Genomic DNA, 14,624 nt, shown 5'->3' with positions numbered 1-14,624 from the left:
TCATAAATCGGGCATTCCTTTTTTATAGTTTCATCTATATATTTTTTGTTCCATCTGTTATACTATAAATATAACAGTTAGAACTATACCACGAACGGGACGGTGAGCATCTTGTGATTATTGAGCTGGATCTCCAGTCGGACACTCCGATCTACACCCAATTGATGAATCAGATTATCGAAGGCATGGCCAGCGGCCGTCTCCAGCCGGGCGAGCCGCTCCCCTCTGTTCGCAGCCTGGCCGCTGATATCGGCATTAACCTGCACACGGTGAATAAAGCATACACACTGTTGAAACAGGAAGGCTTCATTCAGATTCACCGGCAAAAAGGCGTTGTCGTTCAGCCTGACGCACTGCCTGGCATGACTAGCGATTACGCACACCGGCGCGATGCCCAGCTGCGGCCGATTATCGCGGAAGCAATCTGCCGCGGCATGAATGAGCAGCAGCTGCTGGCCGTCGTCCGTGACCTCTACAGCCACATTACCACCAATGAAAGGAAGGATGCCCCATGAATTTCGCAGCCGCTTTAGTATTGACTTGTCTACTTGTTCCCATAGCGTTAACGCTGGCTTTTATGCCTCTATTCACCAGGGAAACCATCAGCTTCGGCGTCTCTGTCAGTGAGGAGATGAACCGCAGCGAGCCGCTGAACCGTCTGCGCAGAAGGTTCATCCGGATCAGCTGCATCGGCTACGCGCTGATATTCGCAGCTTCCCTGACCGGCATGACACGCCTGGACATGAACGGGCAAGGATGGCTCCTGACTGTCTGCATTACTGCCATGCTTGTATTTCATACGTTCCTGTACCTGCGCTTTCACTTCATGGCCAAAACGATCAAGGAGACGCTCCCTCAGTCCTCCCCGCAGCGTCAGATCGTCGCGGTAGATACCAGCTTCCGCAATACGAAGCTGGTGCTGAGCAACCTGTGGTTTCTCATCCACGCCGCCATCGCCGGGATTAGCGCCGTCTGGACGCTGACATATTACGACCGGATCCCGGATACGCTGGCGATGAAATTCGATTTTGCCGGCAATGTCACGCAGACAGCCGCCAAGTCTTACCTGAATGTGTTCCTGCCGAACATTCTGCAGGTCATTATGATCTTGGTATTCCTGATGATCAACTGGTCTATCGGGAACAGCAAGCAGCAGCTTGACCCGAATCGCCCGGAGCAGTCCAAAGCGCGAAACACCATCTTCCGCAGAAGATGGTCCCTGTTCAGCATCATGTCCGGCCTGTTGATTGTGCTGCTCTTCTCCTGCATTCAGGTGAACATGGCGCTTCAGCTGGATCCGAATCTGCTCACGGTTGTCAGCCTGATCATCCCTGTCGTCATTGTCGTTGCCGCGTTAGGGCTGACGATCACAACCGGCCAAGGCGGAAGCCGGATCGGAAGAACGCCGGATGCTTCGCCTTCGACATATCATCCGAATGACGATAGACACTGGAAGCTCGGTCTCTTCTACTTCAACCGCCAGGACCCTTCCCTGTTCGTGGAGAAAAGAATGGGCGTCGGCTGGACGATCAATCACGCCCATCCGCTGGGCTGGCTAATCCTTCTGGCCCCGATTGTCCTGATTGTGCTAGTGACGCTGTTAGCCAGATAAACGAACACTCAAAGCCCTCACCAAACCCTGGGGCGGTACAAACACCTAAAGGCCAGCCAGAAGTATCTGGCCGGCCCAATAATACGAAGGGCCTCAGCTTCCACTGTAGCATGGAAGACTGAGGCCCTATTCATTATTCATGTTCTAAATCATCATTCCCATCTCATGCGCTGCTTCTTTCAAGATCGGGGCATATTCGCGCAGCTTCTCCGCCGACAGGCGGGTCACCGGCCCGGACATAGACAGCGCGGCAGCCACCTTCCCGTTCCGATCAAAGATCGGCACCGCAACAGCCGCTGCACCCGGCTCGCGCTCCTCCATGCTGATGGCATAGCCATCCTGAATGATATCCACCAGCTGCTTCCGATACGCGTCCCGATCTACCGATTCAGGCCAATCCGGGGCGTTTAACAGCTCCTCCTGATCCGCCGGCGCAGCAAAGGCGACCAGCACCTTGCTCGAAGCCCCAACGGAAAGCGGCAGCCTGGCCCCGACCTGGGCGACCCGGCGAATGGCCTGGTTGCTCTGCACTGCCTGGATGCGTATCCGCTCTGCGCCATCCCTTAAATATAGGCTGACCGTCTCTCCGAGCCGGTCGCGCAGCGATTCCATGGCAGGCAGCAGCCTCGCTGCCGGATCGTCGCTCTGTGACATATGCACAGACAACTCCCATATTTTCAAGCCAAGGCGGTACTTCTCCGTCTCGCTGTTGCGAACGACAAATCCTTTATCCTCCAGCGTAGCCATCAGCCGGTGTACCGTGCTTTTATGAAGTCCGATCAACGATGCAATCTCTGTTAGCGCCAGCTCCTTGCTCTTCGTGAAACACAGCAATATATCCAATGCCCGTTCAACGGCACGCACAGTCAATTTGCGGTCCTCCATACCGACCTGCTCCTCTCGCGTTTCATTACATGAAACCTGGTTACAAGAATTATATGAAAAAATGGCCCAGAAGTAAACCGCATTCATAGACATTACAGTTGTCTAACAATCTATGGATATCGATTGACTTTCATTACTGCCCGGCATACGATGATACAAACAGCCTTTTTCATGTTAAGGAATTTATATATGGTAAGGAGGGGCCAGACATGAGCATGATTACTGGTAGAAACGCCCCACTCTCCCAAACGAACAATCCAACCGAGCTGTCACCCAGCCTGGTTCGATTCAAGCATATCGCACTCGCTCTTGTTCTTTCGGTCGTCTTTTTCCTTATCTTCTGCTTTATTGCGCTCCATGCCTATATCGCCTGGGTGTTGTCTAACCCGACGGTCGCTCCGCTTTATTCCAATCCGAAGCTAGCCAAGGATATGAATTATGAGAACATCACCTTTCATTCCATCGATGGGAAGCGCGAATTGGACGGCTGGTATATCCCTGCCAAGGATTCCACAAGAACGATTGTGCTGAGCCACGGCTATGGGGCCAACCGGGAAGAGACCTGGGTTCCGATGTACGATATTGCCCATTACGCCCACAACATGAATTTTAACGTCCTCATGTTTGATTACGGATTTGCCTCCCAGACCAGCCGCGCAGCGGCGACAGGCGGCAAGGAAGAGCGCAGGCAGCTTCTGGGCGCGATCGAGCAAGCGAAGCAGCGCGGTGCTAAGCAGATTGTCGTATGGGGCTTCTCGATGGGGGCCGGAACCGCGCTTCAGGCAGGCCTTGACACCAAGGATGTGGACGCCATGATTCTGGACAGCACATTCCTGCTTGAGCCGGACACACTGTACCATAATATCCAAAATCACATTAATCTGCCGAGACATCCATCACTTGAAATATTGGAGCTGCTGTTCCCGGTGCTGAACGGCACCAGTCTCGACCAGATTCCATATAGCGAAGTGAGACGCCATGATTATCCGTTCCCGATCCTGTTCATCCACGGCACGCTCGACGACAAAGCCCCTTATCCGATCGCCGAGAAAATAGCCGCTAATCAGACGCACGAGGATTCGGATGTGTGGATCGTTGAGGATGCTCATCACGAGCTTATCTACCGGGCGCACACGCGCGAATATTTACGACGTGTATCCACCTTTCTCGGCAAACTGCCGGTTCCAGAAGGCTCTTAATGAAGATTTCCCTTCCCCCGCTGTCCTGCAATTCGGACAGCGGGGTTATTTATTTATTCTTGTCTCATAGTACAAGCCTGCCTGCGAATACAGTATGTAATAGTGAGGACAGGAACAGGAGGGAAGGAATTATGTTATTGATATACGGCACCCTGCTCCCGGCACGCATCCTGGAGGAAATCCGCTTCTGGAAGCAGCAGGAGATGGAGCATACCGAGTTTATTCAGACGGTTGTGCCAGCACTGGAGCAGCCTTACGTCAGGCTGTTCAATGAATGGCATGTCGTATTTGCAGAGACGGAGAGAGCGGCCGACGCACTGCTTCGTCAGATCCTGGAGCACGGCGCTTCGGTCCCGGCTCATCTGATCAGCCAGGTGGAGCAGCTGCTCAGAGTATCCTTTGACCAATCCCAGCACTTCATCCGCCAGCTGCATGACTTGAGAAATGCCAGCCCGGCTGTACGACAAGCGCCGCTCGCAGACAAGGTGCTGCTGCACATTATTCGCGAATCCGAGTATTTCCTGCGCGTGCTCGAGCCCTTGAATGCTCCTGGAGCGCTTGAACGATGGATGGCGAGCGCCAAGTCGGAGCAGACGCTCCACCCGCCTCGGGCCGAAGTTCCCCAGGCTGCCCAGGACGCCGCGCCGCATCCATCGGACACCCTAGAGGCGGGGATCACCTCTGCCCCTGAGGGGACGGGCAGCAACGCCCCGGCTGCGGCGATATCGGCAGCCACGGAGCCCGCCAAGGCAGCTGCCACGGCGGATGCCCGGGCCGAGGGGGAAGCCGAGGCCGAGGCCCGGGCCGCCTCGGATCATGCGCCCGGCGGTAACGGTCCTGGCTCGGTCTATGGCCCGGCGGGCAGCAAGCCTGTTCCGATAGGCGGGCACAAGCTGCCGCCGCTTCCGTACCCGTACAATGCGCTGGAGCCCCATATTGATGAGGCTACCATGCGCCTGCATCATGATGCCCATCACCAAAGCTATGTAGACGGGCTCAACAACGCGGAGAACAAACTTGAGGAAGCGCGCAAAACCGGCAACTTCGAGCTGGTGAAGCACTGGGAACGCGAGCTGGCATTCCATGGAGCCGGTCATTATCTGCACACGATCTTCTGGAGCATTATGAACCCGAAAGGCGGAGGTGCGCCGACAGGGGAACTCGCTCAGCAGATCAATCAAGACTTCGGAAGCTTCGAGCGTTTCAAGAAGCACTTCACCGAAGCCGCCGACAAAGTCGAAGGCTCCGGCTGGGCCATCCTCGTCTGGAGCCCGCGCAGCCATCGCCTGGAAATTCTTCAGGCCGAGAAGCATCAGAATTTATCCCAGTGGGATGTCGTCCCGCTCCTCGCGCTGGATGTATGGGAGCATGCCTATTATTTGAAATATCAGAACAAGCGCGCCGACTATATTCGGAACTGGTGGAATGTCGTGTACTGGCCTGAGGTGGCCGAGCGCTTCCGCCACGCCCGTACTCTGAAGTGGCCGCCATTCTGATAAGGAAATTCCAGTTGTCTTGCATAACCGATGCTTCAAACTTCGCATAACGGGGTATTAAGCAGAGTACAGCCTGCCCTTCTCGCTAGCGGTAAGCGTGGGGCGGGCTTCCTTCTCCTCATGAACTATGCCGAGGCTCGTCTCTCCGAGAAGCCGCAACATCCAGGTCCAGGGACACAATCCAATCTTAGGCCTAATTCACCAAATTTCTGGTTAATTCTCCCGTTGAATGGACCTGAATACTGGATTATGATACCGGTAAGCCAATCGATGAATATCAAGGGGATGATAGGGTTATGCCGAGCCGCACTCGCTCCGGATTCCGGATGCTGCTTGCGATAGGGATGTTATTTACGATCGTATTAGGAGGTTGCCAAAGCATGAACGCCCATGAATCCCCGAATAATGGGGGCCAGGTCACACCTGCAACAGAGGAGGAAGCCTTGCTTGAACAAGCCAAGGAAACGGTGATCAAGCACTTCCGGGAGGAATACGGCCTCGAGGTCCAGATTACCGGTGCCAAGAAGGTCCCTTCCTATGTTGCGGATGAAATTGATGTTGAAGGCTATGTACAAGGGCATGAGGACCAGACCTTCAATCTGTCCGTCAATTTCAACACACAGGAGACCAAGAATTTTGTCATGAGCCCGCAATTGAAAGAAGCGCTTGAGGCTCAAGGCTCGAAATAATGTATTCATTCGGAGGACCGCAAGATGGTAGATGATGAAACATATCAGAAGTTATCCAGACTCGCGTACAAAGATCTGAAGGAAGGTGAACAGATCGGGGATCTTCCAGGCTGGGAAGTTCTCGAGGATACGAAAAGCTATCGGGTATCCGGCTTCGATGCCGTCACCTTCGTCAACCGCAACTCCGGTGAAGCGGTCATCGCTTACCGCGGCACCGAAGGCAGCGAGGGGCTGAGCGCATCCGTTCCCGATTACATCACCGATGCCGGCATCGGCATCAACGAGATCAAGCGAAAAACCGAGGTCAAGCGCCCGTTTGATGAACATCTAACGAAGATCGAGGATACGGTTGGTCTTACCACGGTCAAGGACTGGTTCGGCGAACAATCGCGCAAGTGGGACAAGACCACTGATTTTATTGGCAAAAACCAGCTGTACCAGGCTGAGGATTATGCCAAGGACATGCAGAAGAAATACAAAAATTTCGATTTCTCGATGACCGGACACTCGCTGGGAGGCGCGAACGCGCAGTACGCAGCAGCCTATACCGGCATACCGGCCGTCACCTTCAGTGCTCCCTCCGTCATCGGAAGCTTGTCTCCCGAATACCGAAGAAGAGCCGAGAACGGCGAATTTAACGACCTGATCGTGAACTATGCCCACCCGGGCGACATTATCGCCAGCGGAGCGTTCGGTGGGTATGAGGGGCATGTCGGCTCCACCTACTACATAGATTCCAGTTATAGAGAAGCTAACGACGGCTTGAGCATCAAGGACAAAATCGCCAATACCCTCGGCGGACCGAACTATCATCAGCTGGACCGCTACCAGTTCGAGAACGGGTATATCTCCAACCGGCTGTACGATGGAGCAACCGATAAACGGGTTGACTTCTCAAGAGCGCCATGGGCGAGCGGCTACCCTGCCTTGAGCCTGTTTGGCCAAGCGATGCCTTGGTCTTTAACCGGCGGTCTGGCAGGCCTCTCAGCCGGGACGATTCAGGTGACGCCAGCCGAGCTAAGAAATGTGGCCGAACGGTGGAGAGCCCACGCCCAGCACAGTCACAACGAGCTGCAGGGCATTCGCCAGCGTCTTGCCCGATACTTGAACTCCAGCCACAGCCGGCGGCTGCAGCCGATCGTACAGCAGCTGGATGCCTCGATTGTGTCGATGAGCCAGTGGCATTTGCAGCACACGACCGATATCGTGAACTACATCAGTTATAAAGCCGATCTGTTCGAGCGAACGGATCGCAGCAGCTAACAACCTTCAACTAACCCCTGGGGAGGGATTATATGAACCGGGAAATATTACTCGAGCTGGACGATTTGCTGCAGGCCGAGCGCGAGCTGACCGGGCTTTTGGCAGCGATACAGACCGATGAGCGGGAGGCGCGCATGCTGTACGCCCGTCTGCAGGACTGGAAAGGACAATCGGCTCTGCTGCTGCGCGATGAGATCGAGGTGTTCTTCACCGAAATCGCTCGCCGCATCCAGGACATTGAACAGCAAAAAAGAGTGCTGGTGCAGTACGTGCAGGAGATGAAGCGTGTGGATGGCGCCTCTTGAAGCAGGACCCACCCAGGGCACCGCTGTGGATGCCTCTGCGTCTTCCGTGTCAAAACATATACTGGGGATTCGCTCCCTGACATTCTAGCTTTCGCATCCTGCTGCACACACCAAAAAGGGCTTTGCCATCACAGGCAAAGCCCTTCCTTATGAATATATGACCCACTCAGTCCTTGATCAAGGACAGAAACTCGGCACGCTGCGCAGCATCGCTCTGGAACGTTCCGCGAACGGCAGAGGTCACGGTTTTGCTTCCAGGCTTCTTCACGCCCCGTGCACACATGCACAGATGCTCCCCTTCCACAACAACCATCACGCCATTAGGCTGCAGCGCTTCAACCATAATATCCGCAATCTGCGCTGTAATCCGCTCCTGTACCTGCAGGCGGCGGGTAACGGCCTCCACCAGACGGGCCAGCTTGCTCAACCCGGCAATTTTACCGCTCGGTACATAGCCGATATGAACCTTGCCGAAGAACGGCGCCATATGGTGCTCACACTGGCTGTAATACACAATATCCTTCACGATCACCAGCTCTTCATGGTTCTCGTCAAAGGTAACACCCAGAACGTCTTTCGGGTCCACTTCATACCCTGCAAAAATTTCCTCGTACATTCGGGTCACTCTTGCAGGGGTTTCGAGCAGTCCTTCCCGACTTGGATCTTCACCGATCAGCTTCAGTATCTGCTCTACATGATATTCAATCTGCTCACGATGCTGACCCACTTTATGATTAACGTAGTCTTTAACGCCTGACACGGTACATCCTCCTTCCGTTTCCGAATACAACGGGCAACATTTCCGCTGTTAGCGGTATTTATAAAGAGAAGCGGCCACCACCGCCCCATGCTTCAAGCGGGATTGACGCTTCTGTCATGATTATTTACGTTTGCGACCTTGCCCTTTGCCAGGAAGCGGTTGATTCTTCATCATTTGCTGTGCGCGCTGCATCTGTTTGCTGTTCATATTATAGCCCATTTGCTTCGCCATCTTCTGCAGCATTTCCGGATCACTCTGCATTTTCTCCAATTGCTTCCGCAAATAAAACGCACCGATGAAAAATCCGGCCACTAAACCCACAATTAACGTGATAATCGGAATGACAATATGCATCACTTGACCACCTTTAGACACTAATATTCTCCACTCGTTGTCGCATATACGACGAACCTATCATAGCATGTCCTCTAAAAGACGGCAAATAAGAAATATGCCGCTAGGCATATTTCAGTAAAGACAAGCCGTGTTCCCTTCTACCGATCGGCAATAGCTCCTTCAAGCACCAGCAGTGTTCGCTTAAGCTCCACCCCGCCGCCGTAACCGATCAGAGAGTTGTCCGCCCCGAGCACGCGGTGACATGGCACCACAATCGGAATCGGGTTCTTGTTGTTTGCGCCGCCGACCGCCCGCACCGCCTTCGGACGTCCAATCGACTCCGCAATGTCTTTATATGAGCGCACCGAACCGTAAGGAATGGCCTTGAGCGCCTCCCATACCTGGAGCTGGAAGGAGGTGCCCCGCATATCAAGCGGCAGATCAAACGCCTTCAATTCACCGGCAAAATACTGCTTAAGCTGCTGCGCTGCCGGAGCAAGCCGCTCCGGATCCCGCTTGTACCCGCCGTTGCCGGCCCAGGTCCGGGACCATTGCTGAATGACGGCTTCCTTTACATAAAAGCTGCCGAATTCAATCAAGCACAGGCCTTTGTCGGTTGCGCACAGCGTCAATGGCCCGACGGGCGATTGGATCTCATCATAATAGATCATCTCCGGACCGCCTTCCGGGACGGCCATCGGCTCGGCTCCCTGAACAGGCGCATCAGCCGGGCCGCTGCCTTGCTGTGTACCCCCTTGTCCGGAAGCGCCGTGCGCTTCCGCATTGTCAGTCTGCGATCTCGCCTGCTCATGTTCCGCAGCCGGCGTATCGGTATTCGACGCCGATTTCAATTTGGATAAGGCTTGCTGCAGCATGTTCCGAACCTGACTGTCTTGTTCGGAAGCCATGCCTTTCTCTAAGTTGTTCATTGCTTCTTCGCCTCCAATTCGGCCCAGAGCCCACGCAGCGGTACCGCGCAGCTCCGGGCGCGGATCTTTCAGCAGCACCTCGCTAAGCTTCGGTACTGCCGAAGCGTCTCTAAAGTTGCCAAGCGCAATTACAGCGTTGCGCTGGATCGGCTTTCTGCCTCGCCAGGCCGCCGCCGTATCCCCGTAAGTTTCCTTGAATTCGCGGTTGCTCAGATCCAGAATCGGCAGCAAGAGCGGCTTCGCCTTCTCCGGATCAGGCTGAAGCGCCGGATGATGGTCCCAGTTCTTCCCCCGGTTCTTCGGGCAGACGATTTGGCAAGTGTCGCAGCCATACAGCCGGTTGCCGATCTTGCGCATAACCTCCTCGTCCAGGAATCCCTTCGTCTGGGTAAGGAAGGATATGCAGCGCTGGCTATTAAGCTGCCCGGGGCCGACGAGCGCGCCAGTCGGGCAGGCATCAATGCATTTCGTGCATTCGCCGCAGTCCTCGGTAACCGGCGTATCCGGCGGAAACGGGATATTCGTCACCATCTCACCCAAGTAAATCCATGATCCATACTTCGGGGAGATGATCGCACAGTTTTTGGCGCTAAAGCCGATGCCCGCCCGCTGCGCTACAGCGCGATCGACCAGCGCGCCTGTATCCACCATGCTCTCGAGCACCGCATCAGGCACTCGCTCACGAATAAAAGCTTCCAGACGGCTCATCGCCTCCCGAAGCACATGATGGTAATCCCGCCCCCACGCTGACCGGGCCATAATGCCCCGATATTTGCCGGGCTCCGACTTCGGCGGATTGGCCATCTTCGACGGATAAGCCACCGCAATCGCAATAAGTGACGCCGGCTCGGTCCCCGGGAGCATAGGCGTCACCCGCTTGTGCAAGTCCGGCTCTTCAAAGCCGGACTCATAGCCTTTATCACGATGCTGCTGCAGGATGGACTTCAGCGACACGAACGGTTCCGCTGAAGCGAATCCGATATCATCAATGCCGAGCTCCGGCGCAGCCTGCTTCAGCTCCGCTTTCAATTCCTCCCAAACCGAAGGCGGAGGAGCGTAAGAGCCTAGTCTGTCTGTCATTCTCCAGCGCCTCCTTTCACCGTTTGAGAAACAGCGTTATAATTTTTTAATTTCCGAGATCGGCCAGAAGATGAACTCCGCCCGGCCAACAATGTCGGATTCCTTCACACTTCCGAACATGCGGCTGTCCTTGCTCTTTCCAAGATGGCGGTTATCCCCCATTACAAAGTAGTGGCCTTCCTCCAGCGTAACCGGCTGGAAGCCGGGATCTTCAATCGGAACATCCGTATACGATTCCACCTGGGCTTCACCATTGACATACAGCTTCTGGTTCTTCACTTCAATGGTGTCCCCCGGAACGCCAACAATACGCTTCACCAGAAATTCCTTCTTGTCCGGCCCTTGGCTCGGATCTTTCAGCACAACAACATCTCCTCGCGCAGGCTTGGAGAAATGATACACCACTTTATTAATGAACAGTCGCTCCGATGCCACCAGCGTAGGCTGCATCGACTCCCCTTTTACCATGGACAGATTGAAAACATACATATTAAGAAGCACCATGATAACAAATGCAATAGCAATCGTCTTGATCCAGTCCCACAGCTCCGTAGCCCATCCATTACTGCCGGTCTTAGGATTCTCAGGACCGTTACCCTCTCCGCGATTGGGAGATTCCGGTGGAATTACTTGTTCCATAATACACCTTCCTTGTGTCTTTTTCACCTGGGAAGCACCGGAAGACGATGCCTTCACCCAAATACAGGTACATTAATAGAAAAGCATATCTCCCACCCATTTGCAACGGCTGAAAGATATGCTCATATTGTTTAACGGTCCATTCATGTCTCTATGGAAGCCTGCAGGCCTGCTGTTCTAGGGGCTTATTTTCGCGATATGTACCTATTGTTGGCTCACGATGCTAAGCTTCTGGAACGACTTCAGGATTTGGTTAGCTCCGTAACCCAGAGCCTCATAAAATGGCATAGCGGCAGCATTGTGCTCATCACCCGCAACGAGGATCCGGCTGACCTTGCGCGATTGAAAGCGTTGCTCCATAGCCGAAACAAGCGCTTTGCCAATTCCCTTTCTGCGATGATCAGGATGAATGGCTATGCGGTAATAGCAACCATGATTGCGCTCAATCGTGCCGATCAAGGCACCGACGATTTCCCCGTCTTCTTCCGCTACCATAATCAGGTCCGAGTCCCAAGCGAGTTGTCTTGAGAAGGGCTTCATCGTATTCTCGTAGCATTCTTCCGACAAAGCGATTCGCAGAAGTTCTGTTACCGGGTTACAATCACTCAACTGAAAGGAACGAACATGCATCTCCCAATCTCCCTTTTCGTTAACATGATGCGGTTTACAATTGTATCGTCTTGCGTTTATGCAAACCTAACATTTTTCAATACTACAAAAATGGCCATAATCCTTTTCCCTTGTCCATTAAACCACAATTTCCGCAGAAATTCACGAGTTTTCTTCTGAAAGCGCTTCATATTAAGCGTTTACATTTTTGGAGAAACATTTATTTCCATATTACACAGCGAAAATATTTGATAAAACCGGGGTATTTATTAGCTGAACGTTAAATGATAAGATCCAACATTTCCCGCGCTTTTTCGATCTCTTTCTTGCATCTTTATATAAAAAGCGCCCTTCCGGTATGCCCGGAAAGACGCCTGGTATACTGTCATGATTTTATTGAAGGACGACCGTGTCCCCCGGCTTTAGCCCGGATAACACCTCTATCTTGTCCAGTGTCTGCATCCCGGTCTGGATATCCTGCCGCTCGATTTGTCCGTCGCCCTTATCCACCATAACGTAGCTGGTTTCGCCTTCGGTCAATACCGCCAGCTTCGGAACAACAACAGCCTTCTCCTTGCGCTCGGTTACGATGTCCCCGGTCAAGGTCAGTCCGCCGATCAAGCGATCATTTTCAGGTAGAGAGATGATGACCTTGAACTGAGGTGCCTGGGAGGTCTGTTTCTCCTGGGAGATCGTCTCCGCGAATTTGGCTACCTCCTTCACCTCTCCCTTCAGTCGGATATCTTTCAGAGACGAATGCTTCACCTCGACTTCCATGCCCGGCTTAATGCTGAACACCTCATTTTCCCCGGCATAGGCCACAAACTGAAGCGAATTCAGATCCACAATTTTGCCTATATATTGGTTCGCTGTAAGGGATTGCGGCTGCTGCTCTGAGTTGCCGAACAGAAAAATACCTGCTGTAGGCGATGTGTAGGTCGATTTCTTCAGCCGATCGTTCAAATCGGTGATCGTCTGTTCTTCGATCAGCTCGTTCACAGAATCCAGCTCGCCGCTAAGACGCGCGCTCTCTTGGTCAGCCAGCATCTTCAAGCGCTCTGCCTCCGTCGCTCCCATCGGAGCGTTGTCGAGCTCCTGATTGAGGGTGAATTCCTTCAATTCCTGCTCCATCTCCCTCTTTTCCTGCTCCAGCTTCCGCTTTTTCCGTTCGGCTTCCTTCTGCTGCAGTTGCTGGCGGATGGGCTTTTCGTCCAGCTTAAACATGACATCGCCCTTCTTGACCTGCTGACCGTTCGTGACGTTCCAAGCCTCCACTGTACCTTCAAAAGGGGCATACACCATCGTTTCATGTCCATACTCCGAGGCCCCCTTAACCTGTACAGTCGATACGACGGTCTCTTCGGTCACTGGAAAAGAGATAACCTGCGGCTCTTCCATCATGAATACTTCAGGCTCCCCCGGCTTCATCTGCCCATAAATCCAATAGCCGGCCACAGCCAGCACCGATACAATGACCAACCATTTAATGACCTTTTTCATACCGTTTTAGCATCCTTTCCGATGTCTCTCATATCCTAATCCCGCTTAATCGCCAGCAGCGCGTTGGTCCTAGCCGCACTGATCGCCGGGTAAATCCCCGATAGAATTCCCGTCATAACTGCGAATGCGATTCCGATAGGCAATGTATCCAGGGTCACGGCAATTTGCAGCCCGGCTATCCCTGCCGATGCCGTAATAAACGAGTTCAACCCGTTAATAATCAAAAAAGCGAAGACGATCCCAAGCAAGCCACCAAGAAAACCGAGCACACTGGCCTCCACAATAAACATGATCCGAATCTGACCCATATGCGCTCCGAGAACCTTCATAATACCGATTTGGCGACGGCGCTGATGCGTGGACATCGTCATAGCCACAATAATCGAGATTGAGGCCAGCAGCAAAATGAAAATACCGATACCCAGTGCAATTGCCTTGAACGTATTCAGCTGAGAAGCAATTTGGTCCCGCGCCGCCAGATTGTCGGTGGCATTCAGGGCCAGCTTGGATATCAGCTCTTCAAGCGGCCTGATGTTCTGAAGATCATCTACCTTTACCGTCAAGGTATCGAAGGTCCGCCGCTTTGTGGAAGAGTTGTCTTCAGGGTTTAGATAGTCGCTCAGCCACTCCGCCGTTTCAAAGGAGATATAAGCCCGGCGGTCATACATGGCATACATCGGGTTTTGACCTTTCTCTACCTCCAGAATGCCTCCGATATAAAGCTGCGGGCCGAGCACCATCTTCTCCCCAATCATCTGCTCCGGCTGAAGGCTCTTGCCCATCATATCTGTGATGTTTCTTTCATACATTTCATATTCTTCCCACAGCATCGGGTTATTGCCGTCGCTATTGATCATCTCCATTAATCTTTTGGCTGTCTCCGAATCCTTCCAGCCTGTTGTGGCTCCGTAATTAAGCACAACGGCACCTACCTGATCGAGCGGACCGCCCTGCTGGAACTGATTCCCCTGCTCCCTCAGTTTCGACAGATCCACAGCCATGACATTGATCCCATCATGGACCAGATTGTCGGAAGAGACAAAGCGAAGATATCCAAGCTGCTTGGATGGAATGACAGATTTTACGTGGCGGAAACCCTCAATGACTTGAAGCTTGTCCTCGGTCAGCAGTCCCCGCTCCAGTCCATCCTGCTCCTCGCCACCTCTATTTCCACCCATGCTCTGGGGGGTTACCGTTATTTCATCTAATTTCAAACCGCCTATGATTTCCTTATCCAAATAACTTTGAGCGGCATTGCCTATGCTGATCGCTACAATGATCGCCGCGCAGCCAATCGATATACCTGTCATACACAAGGCTGT

General features: G+C 53.3%; 15 protein-coding genes. 7 read left to right on the top strand and 8 right to left on the bottom strand.

The genetic code is table 11. From position 1 onward, the window contains the following. Positions 1-113 precede the first annotated feature (113 nt). Positions 114-515: a GntR family transcriptional regulator gene (locus CHH67_RS15120; protein ID WP_095266022.1), complete on the top strand. Its 402-nt coding sequence runs from the start codon at positions 114-116 to the stop codon at positions 513-515. Continuing rightward, complete coding sequence (locus tag CHH67_RS15115) at positions 512-1,612, top strand: DUF1648 domain-containing protein (protein WP_095266021.1); 1,101 nt, start codon at positions 512-514, stop codon at positions 1,610-1,612. Before CHH67_RS15120 ends, CHH67_RS15115 begins: the two co-directional genes overlap by 4 nt. Before the next feature lie 144 nt (positions 1,613-1,756). On the opposite strand, the gene CHH67_RS15110 is transcribed toward CHH67_RS15115, so the two are convergent. Next, the gene (locus tag CHH67_RS15110; RefSeq protein ID WP_095266020.1) at positions 1,757-2,497 is read right to left on the bottom strand and encodes an IclR family transcriptional regulator; all 741 of its coding nucleotides are present in this window, start codon (positions 2,495-2,497) and stop codon (positions 1,757-1,759) included. A 209-nt stretch (positions 2,498-2,706) separates the two neighbouring features. On the opposite strand from CHH67_RS15110, the gene CHH67_RS15105 reads away from it, so the two are divergent. From CHH67_RS15105 to CHH67_RS15085, 5 genes are all read left to right on the top strand, one after another. Then, the gene (locus tag CHH67_RS15105; protein WP_095266019.1) at positions 2,707-3,696 is read left to right on the top strand and encodes an alpha/beta hydrolase; all 990 of its coding nucleotides are present in this window, start codon (positions 2,707-2,709) and stop codon (positions 3,694-3,696) included. Between the two features lie 131 nt (positions 3,697-3,827). Further along, entirely contained in the window at positions 3,828-5,192 is a 1,365-nt protein-coding gene (locus CHH67_RS15100; protein ID WP_095266018.1) for a Fe-Mn family superoxide dismutase, read from the top strand. Positions 5,193-5,572: 380 nt separating this feature from the next. After that, positions 5,573-5,881, top strand: coding sequence for a hypothetical protein (locus tag CHH67_RS15095; RefSeq protein WP_095266017.1), 309 nt, complete (start codon positions 5,573-5,575; stop codon positions 5,879-5,881). A gap of 24 nt (positions 5,882-5,905) precedes the next feature. Then, positions 5,906-7,144, top strand: a complete 1,239-nt coding sequence (locus CHH67_RS15090) for a Tle-like phospholipase domain-containing protein (protein WP_095266016.1) — start codon at positions 5,906-5,908, stop codon at positions 7,142-7,144. A 32-nt stretch (positions 7,145-7,176) separates the two neighbouring features. Further along, on the top strand, positions 7,177-7,449 hold the full coding sequence (locus CHH67_RS15085) for a hypothetical protein (protein WP_095266015.1): 273 nt from the start codon (positions 7,177-7,179) through the stop codon (positions 7,447-7,449). Between the two features lie 166 nt (positions 7,450-7,615). Here the strand turns inward: CHH67_RS15085 and folE are convergent, their stop codons facing one another. From folE to CHH67_RS15050, 7 genes are all read right to left on the bottom strand, one after another. After that, the gene (gene folE, locus CHH67_RS15080) at positions 7,616-8,209 is read right to left on the bottom strand and encodes a GTP cyclohydrolase I FolE (RefSeq protein ID WP_095266014.1); all 594 of its coding nucleotides are present in this window, start codon (positions 8,207-8,209) and stop codon (positions 7,616-7,618) included. A 120-nt stretch (positions 8,210-8,329) separates the two neighbouring features. Then, positions 8,330-8,563 (bottom strand): YneF family protein, encoded by a 234-nt coding sequence (locus tag CHH67_RS15075; RefSeq protein ID WP_095266013.1) that lies wholly within the window; start codon positions 8,561-8,563, stop codon positions 8,330-8,332. 140 nt (positions 8,564-8,703) lie between these two features. Next, on the bottom strand, positions 8,704-10,554 hold the full coding sequence (gene queG, locus CHH67_RS15070) for a tRNA epoxyqueuosine(34) reductase QueG (RefSeq protein WP_095266012.1): 1,851 nt from the start codon (positions 10,552-10,554) through the stop codon (positions 8,704-8,706). 36 nt (positions 10,555-10,590) lie between these two features. After that, a complete protein-coding gene (gene lepB, locus CHH67_RS15065) occupies positions 10,591-11,193 on the bottom strand; it encodes a signal peptidase I (RefSeq protein ID WP_095266011.1) in 603 nt (200 codons plus the stop codon). A gap of 204 nt (positions 11,194-11,397) precedes the next feature. Then, positions 11,398-11,823, bottom strand: a complete 426-nt coding sequence (locus tag CHH67_RS15060; protein WP_095266010.1) for a GNAT family N-acetyltransferase — start codon at positions 11,821-11,823, stop codon at positions 11,398-11,400. A 372-nt stretch (positions 11,824-12,195) separates the two neighbouring features. Then, positions 12,196-13,302, bottom strand: coding sequence for an efflux RND transporter periplasmic adaptor subunit (locus tag CHH67_RS15055; protein WP_095266009.1), 1,107 nt, complete (start codon positions 13,300-13,302; stop codon positions 12,196-12,198). A gap of 35 nt (positions 13,303-13,337) precedes the next feature. Next, positions 13,338-14,612, bottom strand: a complete 1,275-nt coding sequence (locus CHH67_RS15050; protein ID WP_230875816.1) for an ABC transporter permease — start codon at positions 14,610-14,612, stop codon at positions 13,338-13,340. Positions 14,613-14,624: the final 12 nt, after the last annotated feature.

The sequence above is a fragment of the Paenibacillus campinasensis genome (assembly GCF_002272015.1).
Lineage (GTDB): Bacteria > Bacillota > Bacilli > Paenibacillales > Paenibacillaceae > Paenibacillus_AQ > Paenibacillus_AQ campinasensis.
This window is presented reverse-complemented; position numbering and strand designations above follow the sequence as displayed.

Excerpts from the sequence above, each read along its gene's own strand:
- CHH67_RS15105 (WP_095266019.1), top strand. The coding sequence starts at position 2,707 with ATGAGCATGATTACTGGTAGAAACGCCCCACTCTCCCAAACGAACAAT.
- CHH67_RS15060 (WP_095266010.1), bottom strand. The coding sequence starts at position 11,823 with ATGCATGTTCGTTCCTTTCAGTTGAGTGATTGTAACCCGGTAACAGAA.
- lepB (WP_095266011.1), bottom strand. The coding sequence starts at position 11,193 with ATGGAACAAGTAATTCCACCGGAATCTCCCAATCGCGGAGAGGGTAAC.
- CHH67_RS15115 (WP_095266021.1), top strand. The coding sequence starts at position 512 with ATGAATTTCGCAGCCGCTTTAGTATTGACTTGTCTACTTGTTCCCATA.
- CHH67_RS15085 (WP_095266015.1), top strand. The coding sequence starts at position 7,177 with ATGAACCGGGAAATATTACTCGAGCTGGACGATTTGCTGCAGGCCGAG.
- CHH67_RS15090 (WP_095266016.1), top strand. The coding sequence starts at position 5,906 with ATGGTAGATGATGAAACATATCAGAAGTTATCCAGACTCGCGTACAAA.
- queG (WP_095266012.1), bottom strand. The coding sequence starts at position 10,554 with ATGACAGACAGACTAGGCTCTTACGCTCCTCCGCCTTCGGTTTGGGAG.
- CHH67_RS15110 (WP_095266020.1), bottom strand. The coding sequence starts at position 2,497 with ATGGAGGACCGCAAATTGACTGTGCGTGCCGTTGAACGGGCATTGGAT.
- CHH67_RS15050 (WP_230875816.1), bottom strand. The coding sequence starts at position 14,612 with ATGACAGGTATATCGATTGGCTGCGCGGCGATCATTGTAGCGATCAGC.
- CHH67_RS15095 (WP_095266017.1), top strand. The coding sequence starts at position 5,573 with ATGAACGCCCATGAATCCCCGAATAATGGGGGCCAGGTCACACCTGCA.
- CHH67_RS15100 (WP_095266018.1), top strand. The coding sequence starts at position 3,828 with ATGTTATTGATATACGGCACCCTGCTCCCGGCACGCATCCTGGAGGAA.
- CHH67_RS15055 (WP_095266009.1), bottom strand. The coding sequence starts at position 13,302 with ATGAAAAAGGTCATTAAATGGTTGGTCATTGTATCGGTGCTGGCTGTG.
- CHH67_RS15075 (WP_095266013.1), bottom strand. The coding sequence starts at position 8,563 with ATGCATATTGTCATTCCGATTATCACGTTAATTGTGGGTTTAGTGGCC.